Source organism: Neobacillus cucumis, from assembly GCF_016908975.1.
GTDB lineage: Bacteria > Bacillota > Bacilli > Bacillales > Cytobacillaceae > Neobacillus > Neobacillus cucumis.
On record NZ_JAFBEX010000020.1, the window covers coordinates 65,684 to 80,732 of the forward strand.

The window sequence follows — 15,049 nt, forward strand, 5'->3', positions numbered from 1 at the left end:
AATGGCCACTTTTAAAGACTTTAGAAATGATGTTAAACCGAACTGGTGCCCAGGCTGTGGCGACTTCTCCGTACAAGCAGCAATGCAGCGTGCAGCAGCGAATTGCGGTTTAGAACCAGAAAATTTAGCAGTAATTTCAGGGATTGGCTGCTCTGGTCGTATCTCTGGTTACATTAACTCATATGGCTTCCATGGAATTCACGGTCGTTCATTACCGATTGCTCAAGGTGTTAAAATGGCAAACCGTGATTTAACAGTTATTGCTTCTGGTGGTGACGGTGACGGTTATGCAATCGGGATGGGACATACGGTACATGCTATCCGCCGTAATGTGGATATCACGTATATTGTTATGGATAACCAGATTTATGGTTTAACGAAGGGACAAACATCACCTCGTTCAGCAGTAGGTTTTAAAACAAAATCTACACCGATGGGTTCCATTGAACAAGCGATTTCTCCAATGGAAATGGCCTTAACAGTTGGAGCTTCATTTGTCGCACAAAGCTTCTCAACTGACTTAAAAGATCTTACTGCATTAATTGAAGCGGGTATTAAGCATAAGGGCTTCTCCTTAATCAACGTTTTCAGTCCATGTGTGACGTATAATAAAGTCAACACATATGACTGGTTTAAGGAAAACCTCACAAAACTAAGTACCATTGAAGGATATGATCCTTCTAACCGTGAACTGGCGATGCAGACATTAATGAAGCATAATGGCTTAGTTACAGGTTTGATTTATCAAGATACGCAACGTCCTTCATACCAAGAATTAATTCCTGGCTATTCCGCAGAACCACTAACGAAGGCAGAATTAAATCTCGATCAGGCACATTTTGATAAATTAGTTGCTGAATTTATGTAATTGATAACCCGCGGAAATCCGCGGGTTATTTAGTATTTTTTTGCGCTAGGATATATTCCTTTATCTCAAAATCTATTCGCCCATATCTCTCGGCAGGAGTCTAAGTATACCAACGGTGTTGACAGGGATTTCTATTGTTTTCATTTGTTTAAACCTTTATACTATAATAATGTGCAGAGTTCAGAATGGAGCACAGGGAATAAATAACAATTGAAAATTTAGTAGACATTTCAAGGTTATTTTTAAAAGAAAGGGGTTAATCACAAATGAATGAAAAACAAAGATTAGAAGGCCAGCAAGTTGCCGCTACTAATTCTTCGGACAAAAAATCCGCCAAGGATTATAGCCAATACTTCGAAAAAGTAATAACTGCACCTTCTTTAAAAGATGCAAAAAAACGTGGTAAAGAAGAAGTGAAATATCATTCTGATTTTGCCATTCCTGAAGAGTTTCGCGGAATGGGTGGAGGCAGAAAATTTTACATCCGCACTTATGGCTGTCAAATGAATGAACATGATACCGAGGTAATGGCAGGAATTTTCCTCGCTCTTGGTTATGAACCAACCGATAATACAGAGGACGCAAATGTTATTCTTTTAAATACATGCGCCATCCGTGAAAATGCGGAGAACAAGGTTTTTGGTGAACTTGGTCATTTAAAAGCCCTCAAAATGGAAAAGCCAGATTTACTTCTTGGTGTCTGCGGATGTATGTCTCAAGAAGAATCAGTTGTGAATAAAATCCTTAAAACGTATCATCATGTAGATATGATTTTTGGTACACACAATATCCACCGCCTGCCAAATATTTTGAATGAAGCGTATATGTCTAAAGAAATGGTCGTCGAGGTTTGGTCAAAAGAAGGCGACGTTATTGAAAATCTTCCGAAGGTCCGTCGTGGGAAAATTAAAGCGTGGGTTAACATTATGTATGGTTGTGATAAATTCTGTACGTATTGTATCGTTCCTTATACACGTGGGAAAGAGCGGAGCCGACTGCCTGAAGAGATTATCCAGGAAGTCCGTCATTTAGCTGCACAGGGATACCAGGAAGTTACTTTACTAGGTCAAAACGTTAACGCTTATGGTAAAGATTTAGAGGGTATGAACTATGGGCTAGGGGACTTAATGGATGAGCTGCGTAAAATTGATATTCCAAGAATTCGTTTTACCACAAGCCACCCACGTGACTTTGATGACCGTCTAATCGAAGTACTCGCTAAGGGTGGTAACTTAATGGATCATATTCATTTACCAGTTCAGTCCGGTTCAACAGACGTGTTAAAAATCATGGCTCGAAAATATACAAGAGAACAATATTTAGAGTTAGTAAGAAAAATTAAGGCTGCGATTCCAAATGTAGCCCTAACTACTGATATTATTGTTGGCTATCCTAATGAGACTGACGAGCAATTTGAAGAAACCTTATCATTATACCGTGAAGTGGGTTACGAATTAGCGTATACCTTCATTTATTCACCGCGTGAAGGTACACCTGCTGCAAAAATGGAAGATAATGTTCCACTTGAAGTGAAGAAAGAACGTCTACAACGTCTAAACACTTTGGTAAATGATCTTTCGCTCGAAGCAATGAAAAAGCACGAAGGTCAAATTGTTGATGTGTTAATCGAAGGGGAAAGTAAGAACAACCCTGAAGTGCTTGCAGGATATACTTCTAGAAACAAGCTTGTAAACGTGGTTGCACCAAAATCAACAATTGGAAAAATTATTAAAGTAAAGATTACAGAAGCAAAAACATGGTCATTAAATGGAGAAATGGTGGAAGAATTAGAACCAGTTGAGGTGAAATAAGGTGGCGAAGTATACAAAAGACGATATCGTCGCTCGCGCAGCGGAATTAGCTCGAATGATTGCAGAAACAGAGGAAGTTGATTTCTTTAAACGGGCAGAAGCACATATTCATGAAAATCAAAAGGTTAAAACCTTAATCTCCGATATTAAAGGATTGCAAAAGCAGGCTGTAAACTTGCAGCACTATGGTAAATCTGAAGCCCTAAAAAAGGTGGAAGAAAAAATTGCTTCGATTGAACAAGAATTAGATGATATTCCGGTAGTTCAGGATTTCAAACAGTCCCAAGTTGATGTAAATGAATTGTTACAGTTAATTGCTTCAACAATTTCCAATACGGTTACAGATGAAATTATTATTTCAACTGGCGGCGACGTATTAATCGGGGAAACAGGCGCAAGCATGAAAAATGGCGGATCCTGTGATCACGAACATTAATTTATAAACCAGACTTCTTCAGGAAGTCTGGTTTTCTTTTTGCCGATAAGAAAGTATACCTATCAGGCATAAGTGCACCTACGCCTCATGAACCGCCCCATACGGAGGTCGCCAATCGGCGAGTTTTTTTATCATATCTATCCGCTCCTCAAAAAAAGCCCCTATCCAACCTTACTTTAGTACAGGCAATGAAAGGCACCAACCTATAAATTCCGCATAAAATGAAGCATGACTAAACTTTTAACCAGTATTCACAAAAATATATATCACACTAGTCTAAAGAATTGCATACGATGAATTGAAAATGAATGAGGAGGGTTCGCGCGAAATGGGAGAATATAGAGAGATTATTACGAAGGCCGTAGTAGCGAAAGGACGCAAATTCACCCAGTCCAATCATACGATTAGCCCGGCGCATCATCCAACAAGTATTCTTGGCTGTTGGATAATTAACCATAAATACAACGCGAAAAAAGTTGGCAAAACGGTAGAGATACACGGCTCGTATGATATTAATGTTTGGTATTCCTATAATGAAAATACCAAAACAGAGGTGGTAACTGAACGCGTTCAGTATACAGATGTCATTAAGCTAAAGTATCGTGACCATGACTGCCTCGATGACAATGAAATTTGTGCACGAGTGCTGCAACAGCCAAACTGCTGTGAAGCCGTCATCTCCCCTAATGGAAACCGTATCATCGTCCATGTTGAAAGGGAATTCCTTGTCGAAGTGATTGGTGAGACAAAGGTTTGCGTCAAGGTAAGCCTAGAAGCTTGCAAAGACAATGACGATGATTGGGGATTGGATGTTGATGACGAAGAATTTGAGGAACTTAACCCAGATTTCTTAGTTGGCGGAGAAGAGGAATAAAGATACTAGGAAGGTAATACTTCCTAGTTTTTTTCTTTTTTATCAATATATAATGAATGTTCAAGCTTTAGATTGATGTAAACAATATCTGGTTTTCATGAATGATTCCTAAAAAACGCTGCATCCTAGTTTTAGGAGGTGCAAACATGGAACCGAGACAACCTGGAAGTAGAAAAATACCGGATTTTGCTCAACTGAATGATCGAATCATTCTTGAAAGTACTCCAACGCCAACGATTGTAATCAAGACGAATCTTGATCCAAAGAATGCAACAGTAAATAATCCCTATTATCATGACGGGGATATTAAGAACCCAAAAGCAGTGAAGAATTATTTTGAAGAATAAGAAGCCAGGATTATTCCTCCTGGCTTTTTTCCCATTCTTGTTTCAGTAATGACAGCATAAACGTATCATGGAATACTCCATCTTGGAGAATATAGCCGCGCAGTAAACCTTCATTTGAAAATCCAAGCTTTTCAAGCAAAGAAAGAGACGCATTATTTTCAGGATAGACGACCGCTCCAATTCGATTTAATTCCAGCTTTTTAAAACTAAACTTTAGGACTTCACTTACGGCTTCAACAGCAAACCCTTTTCTCCAACATGAGGGGTGAAGCTCATAGCCTATTTCAGCTCGTTTATTTTTGAGATGCAGTACGTTTAAACCAACGGTACCAATGATTCTTTGGTTTTCTTTTAATTTAATCCCCCAGCGAATCCCTCGTTTATCTAAGTAATTCTTGTAATATATATCAATTAACCGATTCGCTTCTGCTGGTAATGTAAACGGACTAGTTCCATAGAATTGAGTTACGACATCTAATGATAATATTTCATATACGGCATTCGCATGTTGGTGTGTCAGTTCAATTAATTTCAATCGTTTGGTTTCTAATATTGGAAAAGGCATGAACTTACCTCTCTTTTTTCATCGACTTAATGTAAAATGGCTGACAGAACAAATATTTCTTTTATTGTATCTTGCAGAAAAAAAAATATCTAGAAAGAAGCGATATTTTTGTTAAAATTCAGACAAGGTATCTTTTTGAAGGTAAAGCAATAAAATCTGAGTCAAACATTAGAAGGTGTGCAAATGGACGTAAATGTATTAACGAACTTAATCGAATCGGAATTATTGCCATATATAAATTTATCTGTAGAAAATCCCTATGATCCTATACTCGTTGAGAATCGTTCTGCTTCCTGGCGGACGATTGGCTGCGGTAATTATGCAGGAGTTTTCTTACATGAGTCTTATCCAGAAGTGGTGGTAAAAGTATATGGGAGAAATCATGAGGAACTTGTGAAAGAAATAGATGTTTATCAAAAACTAGGAAATCATGAATCTTTTTCATGTCTTTATGGCTATGGAGAAACTTATTTAATCTTAAAAAAACTAGAAGGCATCACTTTATTTAATGCATTGATAAAAGGGGTTCAGATTCCTAAAATCGCGATTAAAGATATTGATGATGGTTTAGAGTATGCGCGCTCAGTAGGCTTAAATCCATTTGATGTCCATGGGAAGAACGTGGTGATGTTTGAAGGAAGAGGCTATATTGTAGATGTATCGGATTTTTATAAACAAGGCTATTGCCACAAGTGGGATGATTTAAAAAGAGCTTATCACAAAATATATTGTCCTTTACTTTACAAATACCATCCGCCTATTCCTTTTCGAGTGGTAGATGGGATTCGTAAGGGCTATCGATTGTACCGAAGAATTAAAAGAAAATTGGAAAAATAAAACTGTAAGGTTGAATTTTCTGATAATATAGAATGGAACCTAGTTTTTGGAAAGGCGGGGTAATCGGTGCATTTCCCTTTCTATATATTCGGTATCCACCCTCATTTGATTTTTGAATCGTTAGCCTATTTTATTGGATTCCGTATTTATTTGTATACAAGAAATAAGGAAGGAATCCCGTTAGATAAAGCGATTTGGGTGGTAGTGGGGGCCACGTTAGGAGCGGCAATCGGTTCAAAGGTTTTATATTGGTTTGAAGATCCTGTTAAAACGATTGAGAATTGGAACAATCTCATGTATCTGGCAGACGGGAAGACTATAGTCGGTGGTTTATTAGGAGGACTAATCGGTGTAGAAACAGCCAAAAAGTGGATTGGCTGGACCCGTTCGACTGGTGATGATTTTGTCTTTCCATTAGCTACAGGCATGATGATTGGCCGGATTGGCTGTTTTTTAACCGGGTTAGACGACCATACTTATGGTGTCGCAACCACTTGGATTACAGGAGTAGATTTTGGTGATGGTGTAAAACGTCATCCAACACAGCTGTACGAAATCATTTTCTTACTTTTCTTAGTTATAGCTCTTTTTATGGTAAAAAGAAAACAGTTGGGATGGGAAGGATTGTTGTTTCAATTATTTATGCTTTCTTATCTTGTTTTTCGTTTTTTGATTGATTTTATCAAACCAACCCCACATCCATATTGGCTATTTAATAATATCCAAATTGCTAGTCTGCTAGGAATCCTTTATTACATAAGACTTGTCTCAAAAAAACAGTCGAAAAAGAGGAGTGAAATCCATGCCTAACCGTCCCTATTTATTTTATGAACTTACGAACAGCATCTGTTCTACCTGTTTAAGAAAAGTAGAAGCAAAAGTCATTATCGAAAATGAAAAAGTCTATTTAGTGAAAAATTGTCTGCACCATGGGAGAGAAAAAGTCCTGATATCCACTGATGTGGCCTATTATAAATGGTGTCGTGAGTTTATCAAGCCATCAGAAATGCCATATCGCTGGAACACCCCAATAAAGTATGGCTGCCCTTATGATTGCGGTCTTTGTCCTGATCATGAGCAGCATAGCTGTTTAACCCTTTTAGAAATAACGGAACGCTGTAATTTAAAATGTCCTATCTGCTATGCTGAATCCTCTCCACAAAAAGGAACTTTCCGCAGCTTAGAGCAAATTGAATTTATGCTTGATAATATTATTAAAAATGAACGGCAGGCAGATATTGTTCAAATCAGCGGGGGAGAACCTACCATCCATCCTCATTTTTTTGACATCCTAGACATGGCAAAATCAAGACCCATCCGGCATATAATGGTCAATACGAATGGTCTTCGAATTGCAACTGATAAAGAATTTGTGAAAAAGCTTGCCGCATATTCTCCTGGTTTTGAAATTTATCTTCAGTTTGATAGTTTTGAAAAAGAAGCCCTCGAAGAATTAAGAGGTGTAGATTTAAGAGAAGTAAGGGAGAAGGCAATTGAAAATTTAAATCAGTATAATATCTCGACCACGTTGGTTGTTACACTGAAAAAGGGCTTAAATGACCATGAGGTTGGAAAAATTATTCAATACGGGTTAAAACAGAAATGTGTTAGGGGAGTTACCTTTCAGCCCATACAGGCTGCAGGCAGATTAGAGGAATACGATCCATCCATCAACAGGCTCACATTAAGTGAAGTAAGACAAATGATTATTGACCAATCGGGAGTATTTGGTGAGAAAGATATGATTCCTGTTCCCTGTCATCCTGATTGTTTAGCGATGGGCTATGCGTTAAAACAAAATGATAGGGTCACACCATTAACAGGTCTAATTGATCCGAACATTCTCTTAGAAGGCGAACGAAACACGATTGTATTTGAACAGGATGATCACATTAAAGAGATGATTTTTAAATTGTTTTCCCTAAATCATTCGCCTGATTCATCAGCGATATCACTAAAAGATCTTTTGTGCTGTCTGCCAAAAGTATCAATGCCCGGTCCAATTGGTTATGATAATGTCTTTCGAGTGATTATTATGCAATTTTTAGATGCTTATAACTTTGATGTTCGATCCGTAAAGAAATCCTGTGTTCATATCGCCCATCCAGATGGGAGAATCATTCCGTTTGATACCTACAATTTATTTTACCGGGATGAGAAAGAGGAAGAATTGAAGAAAATTCAAGCGGAACTTGAGAGGAAAACTTATATAAATGCAGATTAATTCTTATTCAAAATAAGAATAGGGGGTCTTTGGTTGAGTCAGAATCAAAACGATGGATCACTAAAGCAACTGTGGTTGGGGATTGGGATTGCTTTAGGTATATACCTTCTAGGGATCATATTATTAGTAGCTTCTTCATCCCTTATCCTCCCTTATATGTTGCTTGCTGGAATTGCACTTATTGTCATTCCAATTGTAGCCTTCTCCATAGGAAAGAAACGGTTGGGGCAGGGGGCATTAATTGGCTTAGGATTAAATATATTGTTATTTTCAGCTTGTGCTGGTATCTTGATATCCAATTTAGGTGGGTGAGGGGGAGAAGTTGAATGGATGATCGTCAATTTCGTAACGCAATGGGGAAGTTTGCCACAGGGGTAACTGTGGTGGCCACAGAAGTGGACGGCAGTATTCATGGCATGACAGCTAATGCATTTATGTCCGTATCATTAAGTCCCAAATTAGTGGTAGTTTCGATTTCTGAAAAAGCACAAATGCTTGACAAAATAAACCAAAGTGGAAAATTTTCCGTGAACATCCTCAGCAGCTTCCAGCAAGACCTGTCCATGCATTTTGCGGGACAGCAAAAAAATCATCAAGAGGTAAAGTTTGACCTATTAGAGGGAATTCCTGTTTTACCAGGTTCAGTAGCACAGATTGCCTGTGAAGTGACTGCAGCACATATCGAGGGGGATCATACACTGTTTATCGGCAAGGTAATGGATCTCCAGATTGAAGATTTAGAGCCGCTTATCTATTTTAGTGGAAAATACCGTTCGCTAACTGAAGAATGACAGAATTTAGGGAATCCATCAAGAGGTGGGTTCTTTTCTTTATGATTTGGATATGCATGATTTCATTGCAAAACTTTGGAAGGAAAGGAAAGGAAAGGGAAAAGCTTCGGCGGTTAAGAAGCCTTCAAAACTGTCGAAGGAAAGGAAAGGGGAAAGCTTCGGAGCTTTAGAAATGTTAGTTCTTGCTAAACAGTTTCATTCCTTTCCATCGACAAAATAAGAAAGTGAAAAATTGGAATAATTATCCAAGTTTCTGCCGGTGTTTGTATATATAAATTCTTTCGGAAATAAAACTTATAACCAAACCGATAATAATCGGAACCAATGAACCAGTTGTAATAAAAAAGCCATTTGTGTTATCTGTATATTCATAATGAAACATCAACGTAGGAATAGTGAACACATAACCGATTAAGTAGAGGCTGGTAGTTGTCAAAATGAACGACCCGAATGTAACTATGAAACTCTTTAATTTCATATAATTCCCCCCCCCTGTATTTGAAAATATTACCACTTAAATTATTATACATTTAATGATTCCATAAGCAACAATTTTTATGAAATAGAGTCTCTTTAAAACATTTTTAAGTTTGATTCTGAAAATTTTGATATTATAATAGTAGCGAAAGGTGTGATCAATGTGGTAGTTCAACTAGAAAACGTCTCATTAATACGTGACGGCAAATGGATCTTGCAGGATATTAATTGGCAAATTGAAAAAGGGGAACACTGGGTGTTATTTGGATTAAATGGTTCGGGAAAAACGGCCATCTTAAATTTGCTTAATGCCTATTATTTCCCAACAAAAGGTAAAATCACGGTACTTGATTTGGAATTTGGAAAAACCTATCTGGCAGAAAAACTCCGGAAGCAGATTGGATTTGTGTCATCGTCACTTCAAGAAAAATTTCATCCGGATGATAATGCTTTTGAAGTCGTCTTAAGCGGTGAATATGCTTCCATTGGCCTTTATGAAACACCAACAGACGAAATTAGAAAAAAGGCCATTGACCTTCTTGATGAGCTTGGCTGTATCGAATATGCCAATCGCAATTATCACACTTTATCACAGGGTGAAAAACAACGTGTTCTGATCGCACGGGCACTGATGGCCAACCCTGCCTTACTGATACTGGACGAACCGACTAATGGGTTAGATTTTATTGCCCGAGAACAATTGCTTGATTCGGTTGAAAGAATAACCCATAATCCGGATGCACCGACCATCATTTATGTCACTCACCATGTTGAAGAAATCCTGCCTGCTTTCAGTAAAACGTTACTTTTGAAAAAAGGACAAGTATTTGCAGCGGGAGATACCAAAAATATGATGAATAGCGACATGCTGACACAGTATTTTAATCTTCCGGTTAAAGTGCAGTGGGAAAATGAACGTCCGCTGCTTTCCAAACAACCGGCAAAAGAAACCATTAGCATGAATTCTTAATCGAAAATGGATAACAAAAAAACCGCAATCGAATTTGATTGCGGTTTTTTTTGAAGCACAGACAGGATCTTTAGACTGCTTTATTATTTGTATTTCAACATAACAGATATTCCGGGCAATGTCTTACTGCGACCGTCTTTGCCTGTTTCTTTAATGGTAATGGTATGTTTCCCTTCACTATAATTAACAGTATTAAGAGAAAAGTGATAGCCGGCGTTCCCATTATGGTACTGAGGATAGGCTTTTAGCACATCTGGTCTTGAATCGCCATAGACTGCCTGGCCAGCGGCTGAACCATCTACCAAAATGTCGATTTTGGATACACCTGTTATATCCAAAAACCAGCCCGATACATTGGAGGTACCAATTAGAGTCGTATTGGTTACAGGTTTATCCACATAGCCTCTAGAGTTAGCGATGGTTATGTTTTTATCAGGTAATGCAGTGACTCGTCCGTTTTTGCCCGTTTCTTTGATTGTAACCGTATGTTTTCCATCACTAAGTTTAGTTGTGTCGAGTGTAAAGTGAAAACCAGCGTTCCCATTTTTGTACTGGGGATAGGCTTTTTGGACATCTGATCTTGAATCGCCATACACCGCCTGCCCAACCACCTTACCATCTACCAAAATATCAACCTTGGAAACACCTTTTTCATCTATGAACCAGCCTCTTACGACACTTTGTTCATTGATAGTCGAATTATTTGTTGTTGCATCCATTACACCAATAGACGGAAGTGTCTTTGGTACTTCATTCCATACCAAACTCGATATTTTATTAATGGTCTCCATACCATAGGATAGGGAGCTATTATCGGTTGTTAGAACCGCAATCACATAATTTTTACCTTGTCCATTTATGTATCCTAAACTGTTAACAAAGAGTTTGCTTGGAGGATTCGATGTAACCCAGCCATTTTTTAATGCCACACTGACGCCTGCTGGAATCCCATATCCGGTTCCCCAGCGTTGATCCGACTCTACATGCTGCATAAGATTCAGACCATAAGTCCTTTGTGAATCGGTTAATACTGAATTAGGATAGGCAAAGTATTTCATCATCGTAAGTTGATCTGTCACATTGGTGGTCGTGTGGCCCCACCAGCCGTCTGTTCCTGCAATCGTATTTTTTAAACCAACTTTTTGAAAAAAGGACTGGACAGCTTTATCGCTTCCAAGCTGCCGCCAGATGGTACTTGCAGCACTATTATTACTATTTTCTATCATTCTAGTCAGCAATGAATTTTCGGAGCTTGTTATTGGAAACTTTTGATAGAGCACATCTGCCAGCATCGACATTTTTACAACACTTTCCGTATAGTAGGTTTTAGAAGAGTTGTAAGTGTATGTTTGCCCCATGTTTGCATCATAAACCCCAACAGAAACGGTGTTACTTCGAGAACCAATATAGTTGGTCACATCAGGTCCTAAAATAGTATCTGCCGATGCAGTGTGGCTATTTTTCCGTACGACAGCATTAAAATCCCCGCAAACGCCATCGCCGCCATTTTTTTAAACAAAATCCATTCCCCATCCTTTCAAGTAAGTGATTCTGCCTATCTATAATACTGCTCCTCTATGAAAAAACATATAGTTTTATTTGTTTATGGTCACCATTGGATCAAAGCCTACATAAGAACCATTGAAAGCAAGGTGGACCGCGTTTCTGCCGCTTTCTTTGGATGCGTATAATGCCTGATCGGATTCATGTAAGAGGACTTCTAGTGTTTTAGCATAGGGATTAAGGTCGGAAACGCCAAAACTGGCTGTAACGAAAATAAGTTCTTGATTGGTATTAAGCGGTGTTAATTCAATGGCCGCTCGAATTTTTTCGGCGATTTTTGCTGCATCCGAAATCGATTTACCTGGTAAACATAAGACAAATTCCTCTCCTCCATACCTCCCAAAAATGGATTCATGTTCAAGTTCTTTTTTACATATGGATACAACATGTCGAATTGCTGCATCGCCAATTAGATGTCCGTAATGATCATTGATCTTCTTAAAATAATCAATATCAAATAAAATAAATGATAATGGCGCTTTAGTTTGAATAGCGTTCTTTAGTTGTTCACTACTCTTATCTAAGAAGTAGGAACGATTATAAATATTGGTTAACCCGTCAAAATAGGCAAGATGTTTTAATTGCTCCTCAAGCTTTTTCTGCTTTGTAATATCACGTATAACAATGATTGTACCGACAAAGATCTTTTGGTTCTTATAAATTGGAGTGGGAAGAATGTGGTAATATTTATCATTTTTGGGATTGAACTATTCAGATTCAAATTCTTGGTCCTGCATTCCTTGATACTCATTCAAAATTAGATTGATTTCTTTTCCGATTGCGACAGGCGTGAGTGTTGGATTTATTTGTTCTGCCGCTTGATTATAGTCTATAAGTCGATTCGAAATGTCGATGACGAGGACACCGTCCTGCATGCTTTCAAAGATCCGTTCTCGTGCAATGGGGGCTAAAACAAAGAGCTCCGAAGAGAAAATCCCCCAGAAATATAATGCATTGGTAAAGCACATACCATTGGGACTGGATCCATCCCATAAGGGGAAAGTCCAATTAAGTATAGAAAGGAAGCAATCATGGGGATGACAAGACTTGCTATGAGTGTGACAATTTGTTTCCAGTAAGTAGCCTTTGTTCGCTGCCAATACCATAATAAAATACAGGTTCCAAGCAGCAAGGACCCAAATGTAAAACTGCCATGAACGACATACCATGGTCCGGTAATCATATCAACCACAGGACTAGTTACATCTGGTCGTAAATAAAGGGAACGATACATCCAGTGATGAATGTCATTGGTCCAACTAAGCAGGAAAGTAATCAAAGGGATGATGAATAGAGAAATGATTCTGCCGCGAGTTAAAAATTTATCTAAACCCACATATTGTAAGACGAGCACGAGACATGTTGGCGCAATAAATGGCAATCCACAGTACTGAAATTTGATCCAAAAGCTAATCTGGTTTATGGTACTGCTGGATAGTTCCAATGCATGTCCGAATATATAAATGGCCGATAATACGGACATGATAATGAATGTTTTCCGGCTCGACATGAGTTCTTTTTTAACAAAAGCATATATGGTTAAGAGAACCGATAAAACTCCTGAAACGGATATTATGACGATATATTGAAAGATTAGTGAATTCATAAGATTACTCCCAGATATAATTCTTATCCTAATAGACTAGAATATTATATCAACTATTGGACGTAGATGAGCATGAAAACTTAATGTCAATATACAAAACAAAAATGCTGGGAAGTTTTTCAAACTAAGGTTAAAATACAAATAAATAAAAGCTTATAATGTTTTATTTCTATTTAAGGGGAGTACGTATGGAAAAATACATTTTATCTTTAGACCAAGGAACGACAAGTTCTCGGGCAATAGTTTTTAATCAAAAGGGCGAAATCGTGTTCACTGTACAAAAAGAGTTTACACAGTACTTTCCAAAACCAGGCTGGGTCGAGCATAATGCCAATGAAATTTGGGGATCGATTCTTTCGGTCATTTCCGAAGTTTTATCTGAATCCGGCATCCAACCTGAACAAATTGCCGGAATTGGCATTACGAATCAGCGGGAGACGGCAGTGGTTTGGGATAAGGAAACGGGGCAACCAATCTACAATGCCATTGTTTGGCAATCAAGACAAACAAGTGAAATTTGCGAAGAATTAAAGGTAAAGGGATACGAAGATGTCATTCGATCGAAAACTGGATTGCTGATTGATCCATATTTTTCAGGTACAAAAGTAAAGTGGATCCTTGATCATGTCGAAGGGGCACGTGAAAAAGCGGAACAAGGAAAGCTCTTATTTGGTACGATTGACACTTGGTTAATATGGAAACTATCCGGCGGTCGTGCCCATGTTACCGATTATTCAAATGCATCGAGAACCCTTATGTTTAATATTTATGAGCTAAAGTGGGATGAAGAATTGTTAGAAATTCTTGGTGTACCCTTAACCATGCTTCCAGAAGTCCGCCCATCATCGGATGTTTATGCGAAAACAGTAGATTACCATTTCTTTGGAAAAGAGGTCCCAATTGCCGGGGTGGCAGGTGATCAGCAAGCCGCCTTGTTTGGTCAGGCCTGCTTTGAAAAAGGAATGGCGAAAAATACGTATGGAACCGGTTGCTTTATGTTGATGAATACAGGTGGTAAAGCAGTCCGTTCAGCACATGGTTTGTTAACAACAATTGCCTGGGGGCTGAATGGAAAAGTCGAATATGCTCTTGAAGGCAGTATTTTTGTAGCAGGCTCCGCGATTCAATGGCTGCGCGATGGCTTAAGAATGTTCAAGAATGCCAAAGATAGTGAGAACTATGCATTAAAGGTTTCATCTTCTGAGGGCGTGTACGTTGTCCCAGCATTTGTCGGCTTGGGAACTCCATATTGGGACAGTGATGTCCGCGGTGCTGTATTTGGTTTAACGCGAGGAACATCGAAAGAACACCTCATTCGCGCCACCCTTGAATCCCTTGCCTATCAAACAAAAGATGTCCTGACTTCTATGGAAGCGGATTCCGGAATTGAACTGAAAACACTACGTGTTGATGGAGGGGCCGTCAAAAATAATTTATTAATGGAATTTCAATCCGATATTTTAGGCGTGCCGGTGGAACGGCCGGTTATTAATGAAACCACCGCATTAGGTGCTGCGTATTTAGCCGGGCTTGCCGTCGGATTCTGGAAAAGTCAGGAGGAAATTTCTAAGCAATGGGCAGTGAATCGCTATTTTACGCCGACCATGTCTGAGGAAAACCGCCATCAATTATATAGCGGTTGGAAAAAGGCAGTTAACGCAGCAATGGCTTTTAAGTAAG

18 protein-coding genes are annotated in these 15,049 nt (G+C 38.6%); 12 read left to right on the forward strand and 6 right to left on the reverse strand.

Annotated elements, in window-relative coordinates; translation table 11 throughout:
* Nucleotide 1: 1 nt before the first annotated feature.
* The 5 genes from JOC76_RS22460 (at nt 2) to JOC76_RS22480 (ending at nt 4,336) form a co-directional block, all read left to right on the forward strand.
* Nucleotides 2-868: a 2-oxoacid:ferredoxin oxidoreductase subunit beta gene (locus tag JOC76_RS22460; protein WP_205181010.1), complete on the forward strand. Its 867-nt coding sequence runs from the start codon at nt 2-4 to the stop codon at nt 866-868.
* 266 nt (nt 869-1,134) lie between these two features.
* A complete protein-coding gene (gene miaB / locus JOC76_RS22465) occupies nt 1,135-2,679 on the forward strand; it encodes a tRNA (N6-isopentenyl adenosine(37)-C2)-methylthiotransferase MiaB (RefSeq protein WP_205181011.1) in 1,545 nt (514 codons plus the stop codon).
* A gap of 1 nt (nt 2,680) precedes the next feature.
* Nucleotides 2,681-3,115, forward strand: coding sequence for a YlbF/YmcA family competence regulator (locus JOC76_RS22470; protein ID WP_205181012.1), 435 nt, complete (start codon nt 2,681-2,683; stop codon nt 3,113-3,115).
* 328 nt (nt 3,116-3,443) lie between these two features.
* On the forward strand, nt 3,444-3,989 hold the full coding sequence (locus JOC76_RS22475; protein ID WP_205181013.1) for an outer spore coat protein CotE: 546 nt from the start codon (nt 3,444-3,446) through the stop codon (nt 3,987-3,989).
* Between the two features lie 146 nt (nt 3,990-4,135).
* Entirely contained in the window at nt 4,136-4,336 is a 201-nt protein-coding gene (locus JOC76_RS22480; RefSeq protein WP_205181014.1) for a hypothetical protein, read from the forward strand.
* A gap of 10 nt (nt 4,337-4,346) precedes the next feature.
* Here JOC76_RS22480 and JOC76_RS22485 read toward each other — a convergent pair whose 3' ends face one another.
* On the reverse strand, nt 4,347-4,901 hold the full coding sequence (locus tag JOC76_RS22485; RefSeq protein ID WP_205181015.1) for a GNAT family N-acetyltransferase: 555 nt from the start codon (nt 4,899-4,901) through the stop codon (nt 4,347-4,349).
* A gap of 183 nt (nt 4,902-5,084) precedes the next feature.
* Here JOC76_RS22485 and JOC76_RS22490 point away from each other — a divergent pair, with 183 nt between their 5' ends.
* From JOC76_RS22490 to JOC76_RS22510, 5 genes are all read left to right on the forward strand, one after another.
* Entirely contained in the window at nt 5,085-5,738 is a 654-nt protein-coding gene (locus JOC76_RS22490; protein WP_205181016.1) for a protein kinase family protein, read from the forward strand.
* A 66-nt stretch (nt 5,739-5,804) separates the two neighbouring features.
* Nucleotides 5,805-6,548: a prolipoprotein diacylglyceryl transferase gene (locus JOC76_RS22495; protein WP_205181017.1), complete on the forward strand. Its 744-nt coding sequence runs from the start codon at nt 5,805-5,807 to the stop codon at nt 6,546-6,548.
* Complete coding sequence (locus tag JOC76_RS22500; RefSeq protein WP_205181018.1) at nt 6,541-7,962, forward strand: radical SAM protein; 1,422 nt, start codon at nt 6,541-6,543, stop codon at nt 7,960-7,962. Before JOC76_RS22495 ends, JOC76_RS22500 begins: the two co-directional genes overlap by 8 nt.
* Nucleotides 7,963-7,995: 33 nt before the next feature.
* On the forward strand, nt 7,996-8,274 hold the full coding sequence (locus JOC76_RS22505) for a hypothetical protein (protein ID WP_205181019.1): 279 nt from the start codon (nt 7,996-7,998) through the stop codon (nt 8,272-8,274).
* Between the two features lie 14 nt (nt 8,275-8,288).
* The gene (locus JOC76_RS22510) at nt 8,289-8,753 is read left to right on the forward strand and encodes a flavin reductase family protein (protein WP_205181020.1); all 465 of its coding nucleotides are present in this window, start codon (nt 8,289-8,291) and stop codon (nt 8,751-8,753) included.
* Between the two features lie 241 nt (nt 8,754-8,994).
* On the opposite strand, the gene JOC76_RS22515 is transcribed toward JOC76_RS22510, so the two are convergent.
* Complete coding sequence (locus JOC76_RS22515) at nt 8,995-9,231, reverse strand: hypothetical protein (protein ID WP_205181021.1); 237 nt, start codon at nt 9,229-9,231, stop codon at nt 8,995-8,997.
* Between the two features lie 162 nt (nt 9,232-9,393).
* Between JOC76_RS22515 and JOC76_RS22520 the strand changes: the two genes are divergently transcribed.
* Nucleotides 9,394-10,200 (forward strand): ABC transporter ATP-binding protein, encoded by an 807-nt coding sequence (locus tag JOC76_RS22520; RefSeq protein ID WP_205181022.1) that lies wholly within the window; start codon nt 9,394-9,396, stop codon nt 10,198-10,200.
* Between the two features lie 83 nt (nt 10,201-10,283).
* Here JOC76_RS22520 and JOC76_RS22525 read toward each other — a convergent pair whose 3' ends face one another.
* The 4 genes from JOC76_RS22525 to JOC76_RS22540 form a co-directional block, all read right to left on the reverse strand.
* Nucleotides 10,284-11,618: a serine hydrolase gene (locus JOC76_RS22525; protein ID WP_205181023.1), complete on the reverse strand. Its 1,335-nt coding sequence runs from the start codon at nt 11,616-11,618 to the stop codon at nt 10,284-10,286.
* Between the two features lie 177 nt (nt 11,619-11,795).
* Complete coding sequence (locus JOC76_RS30930; protein ID WP_205181048.1) at nt 11,796-12,440, reverse strand: GGDEF domain-containing protein; 645 nt, start codon at nt 12,438-12,440, stop codon at nt 11,796-11,798.
* A gap of 30 nt (nt 12,441-12,470) precedes the next feature.
* Nucleotides 12,471-12,731: a PAS domain-containing protein gene (locus tag JOC76_RS30580; RefSeq protein WP_275591399.1), complete on the reverse strand. Its 261-nt coding sequence runs from the start codon at nt 12,729-12,731 to the stop codon at nt 12,471-12,473.
* Complete coding sequence (locus tag JOC76_RS22540) at nt 12,671-13,369, reverse strand: histidine kinase N-terminal 7TM domain-containing protein (RefSeq protein ID WP_205181025.1); 699 nt, start codon at nt 13,367-13,369, stop codon at nt 12,671-12,673. Before JOC76_RS22540 ends, JOC76_RS30580 begins: the two co-directional genes overlap by 61 nt.
* A gap of 188 nt (nt 13,370-13,557) precedes the next feature.
* On the opposite strand from JOC76_RS22540, the gene glpK reads away from it, so the two are divergent.
* Nucleotides 13,558-15,048: a glycerol kinase GlpK gene (gene glpK, locus JOC76_RS22545; protein ID WP_205181026.1), complete on the forward strand. Its 1,491-nt coding sequence runs from the start codon at nt 13,558-13,560 to the stop codon at nt 15,046-15,048.
* Nucleotide 15,049: the final 1 nt, after the last annotated feature.

Bases quoted from the DNA above. Each gene is read 5' to 3' on its own strand.
- JOC76_RS22500 (WP_205181018.1), top strand. From the start codon at position 6,541: ATGCCTAACCGTCCCTATTTATTTTATGAACTTACGAACAGCATCTGT.
- JOC76_RS30580 (WP_275591399.1), bottom strand. From the start codon at position 12,731: ATGTGCTTTACCAATGCATTATATTTCTGGGGGATTTTCTCTTCGGAG.
- JOC76_RS22540 (WP_205181025.1), bottom strand. From the start codon at position 13,369: ATGAATTCACTAATCTTTCAATATATCGTCATAATATCCGTTTCAGGA.
- JOC76_RS22490 (WP_205181016.1), top strand. From the start codon at position 5,085: ATGGACGTAAATGTATTAACGAACTTAATCGAATCGGAATTATTGCCA.
- glpK (WP_205181026.1), top strand. From the start codon at position 13,558: ATGGAAAAATACATTTTATCTTTAGACCAAGGAACGACAAGTTCTCGG.
- JOC76_RS22480 (WP_205181014.1), top strand. From the start codon at position 4,136: ATGGAACCGAGACAACCTGGAAGTAGAAAAATACCGGATTTTGCTCAA.
- miaB (WP_205181011.1), top strand. From the start codon at position 1,135: ATGAATGAAAAACAAAGATTAGAAGGCCAGCAAGTTGCCGCTACTAAT.
- JOC76_RS22510 (WP_205181020.1), top strand. From the start codon at position 8,289: ATGGATGATCGTCAATTTCGTAACGCAATGGGGAAGTTTGCCACAGGG.
- JOC76_RS22485 (WP_205181015.1), bottom strand. From the start codon at position 4,901: ATGCCTTTTCCAATATTAGAAACCAAACGATTGAAATTAATTGAACTG.
- JOC76_RS22515 (WP_205181021.1), bottom strand. From the start codon at position 9,231: ATGAAATTAAAGAGTTTCATAGTTACATTCGGGTCGTTCATTTTGACA.
- JOC76_RS22475 (WP_205181013.1), top strand. From the start codon at position 3,444: ATGGGAGAATATAGAGAGATTATTACGAAGGCCGTAGTAGCGAAAGGA.
- JOC76_RS22460 (WP_205181010.1), top strand. From the start codon at position 2: ATGGCCACTTTTAAAGACTTTAGAAATGATGTTAAACCGAACTGGTGC.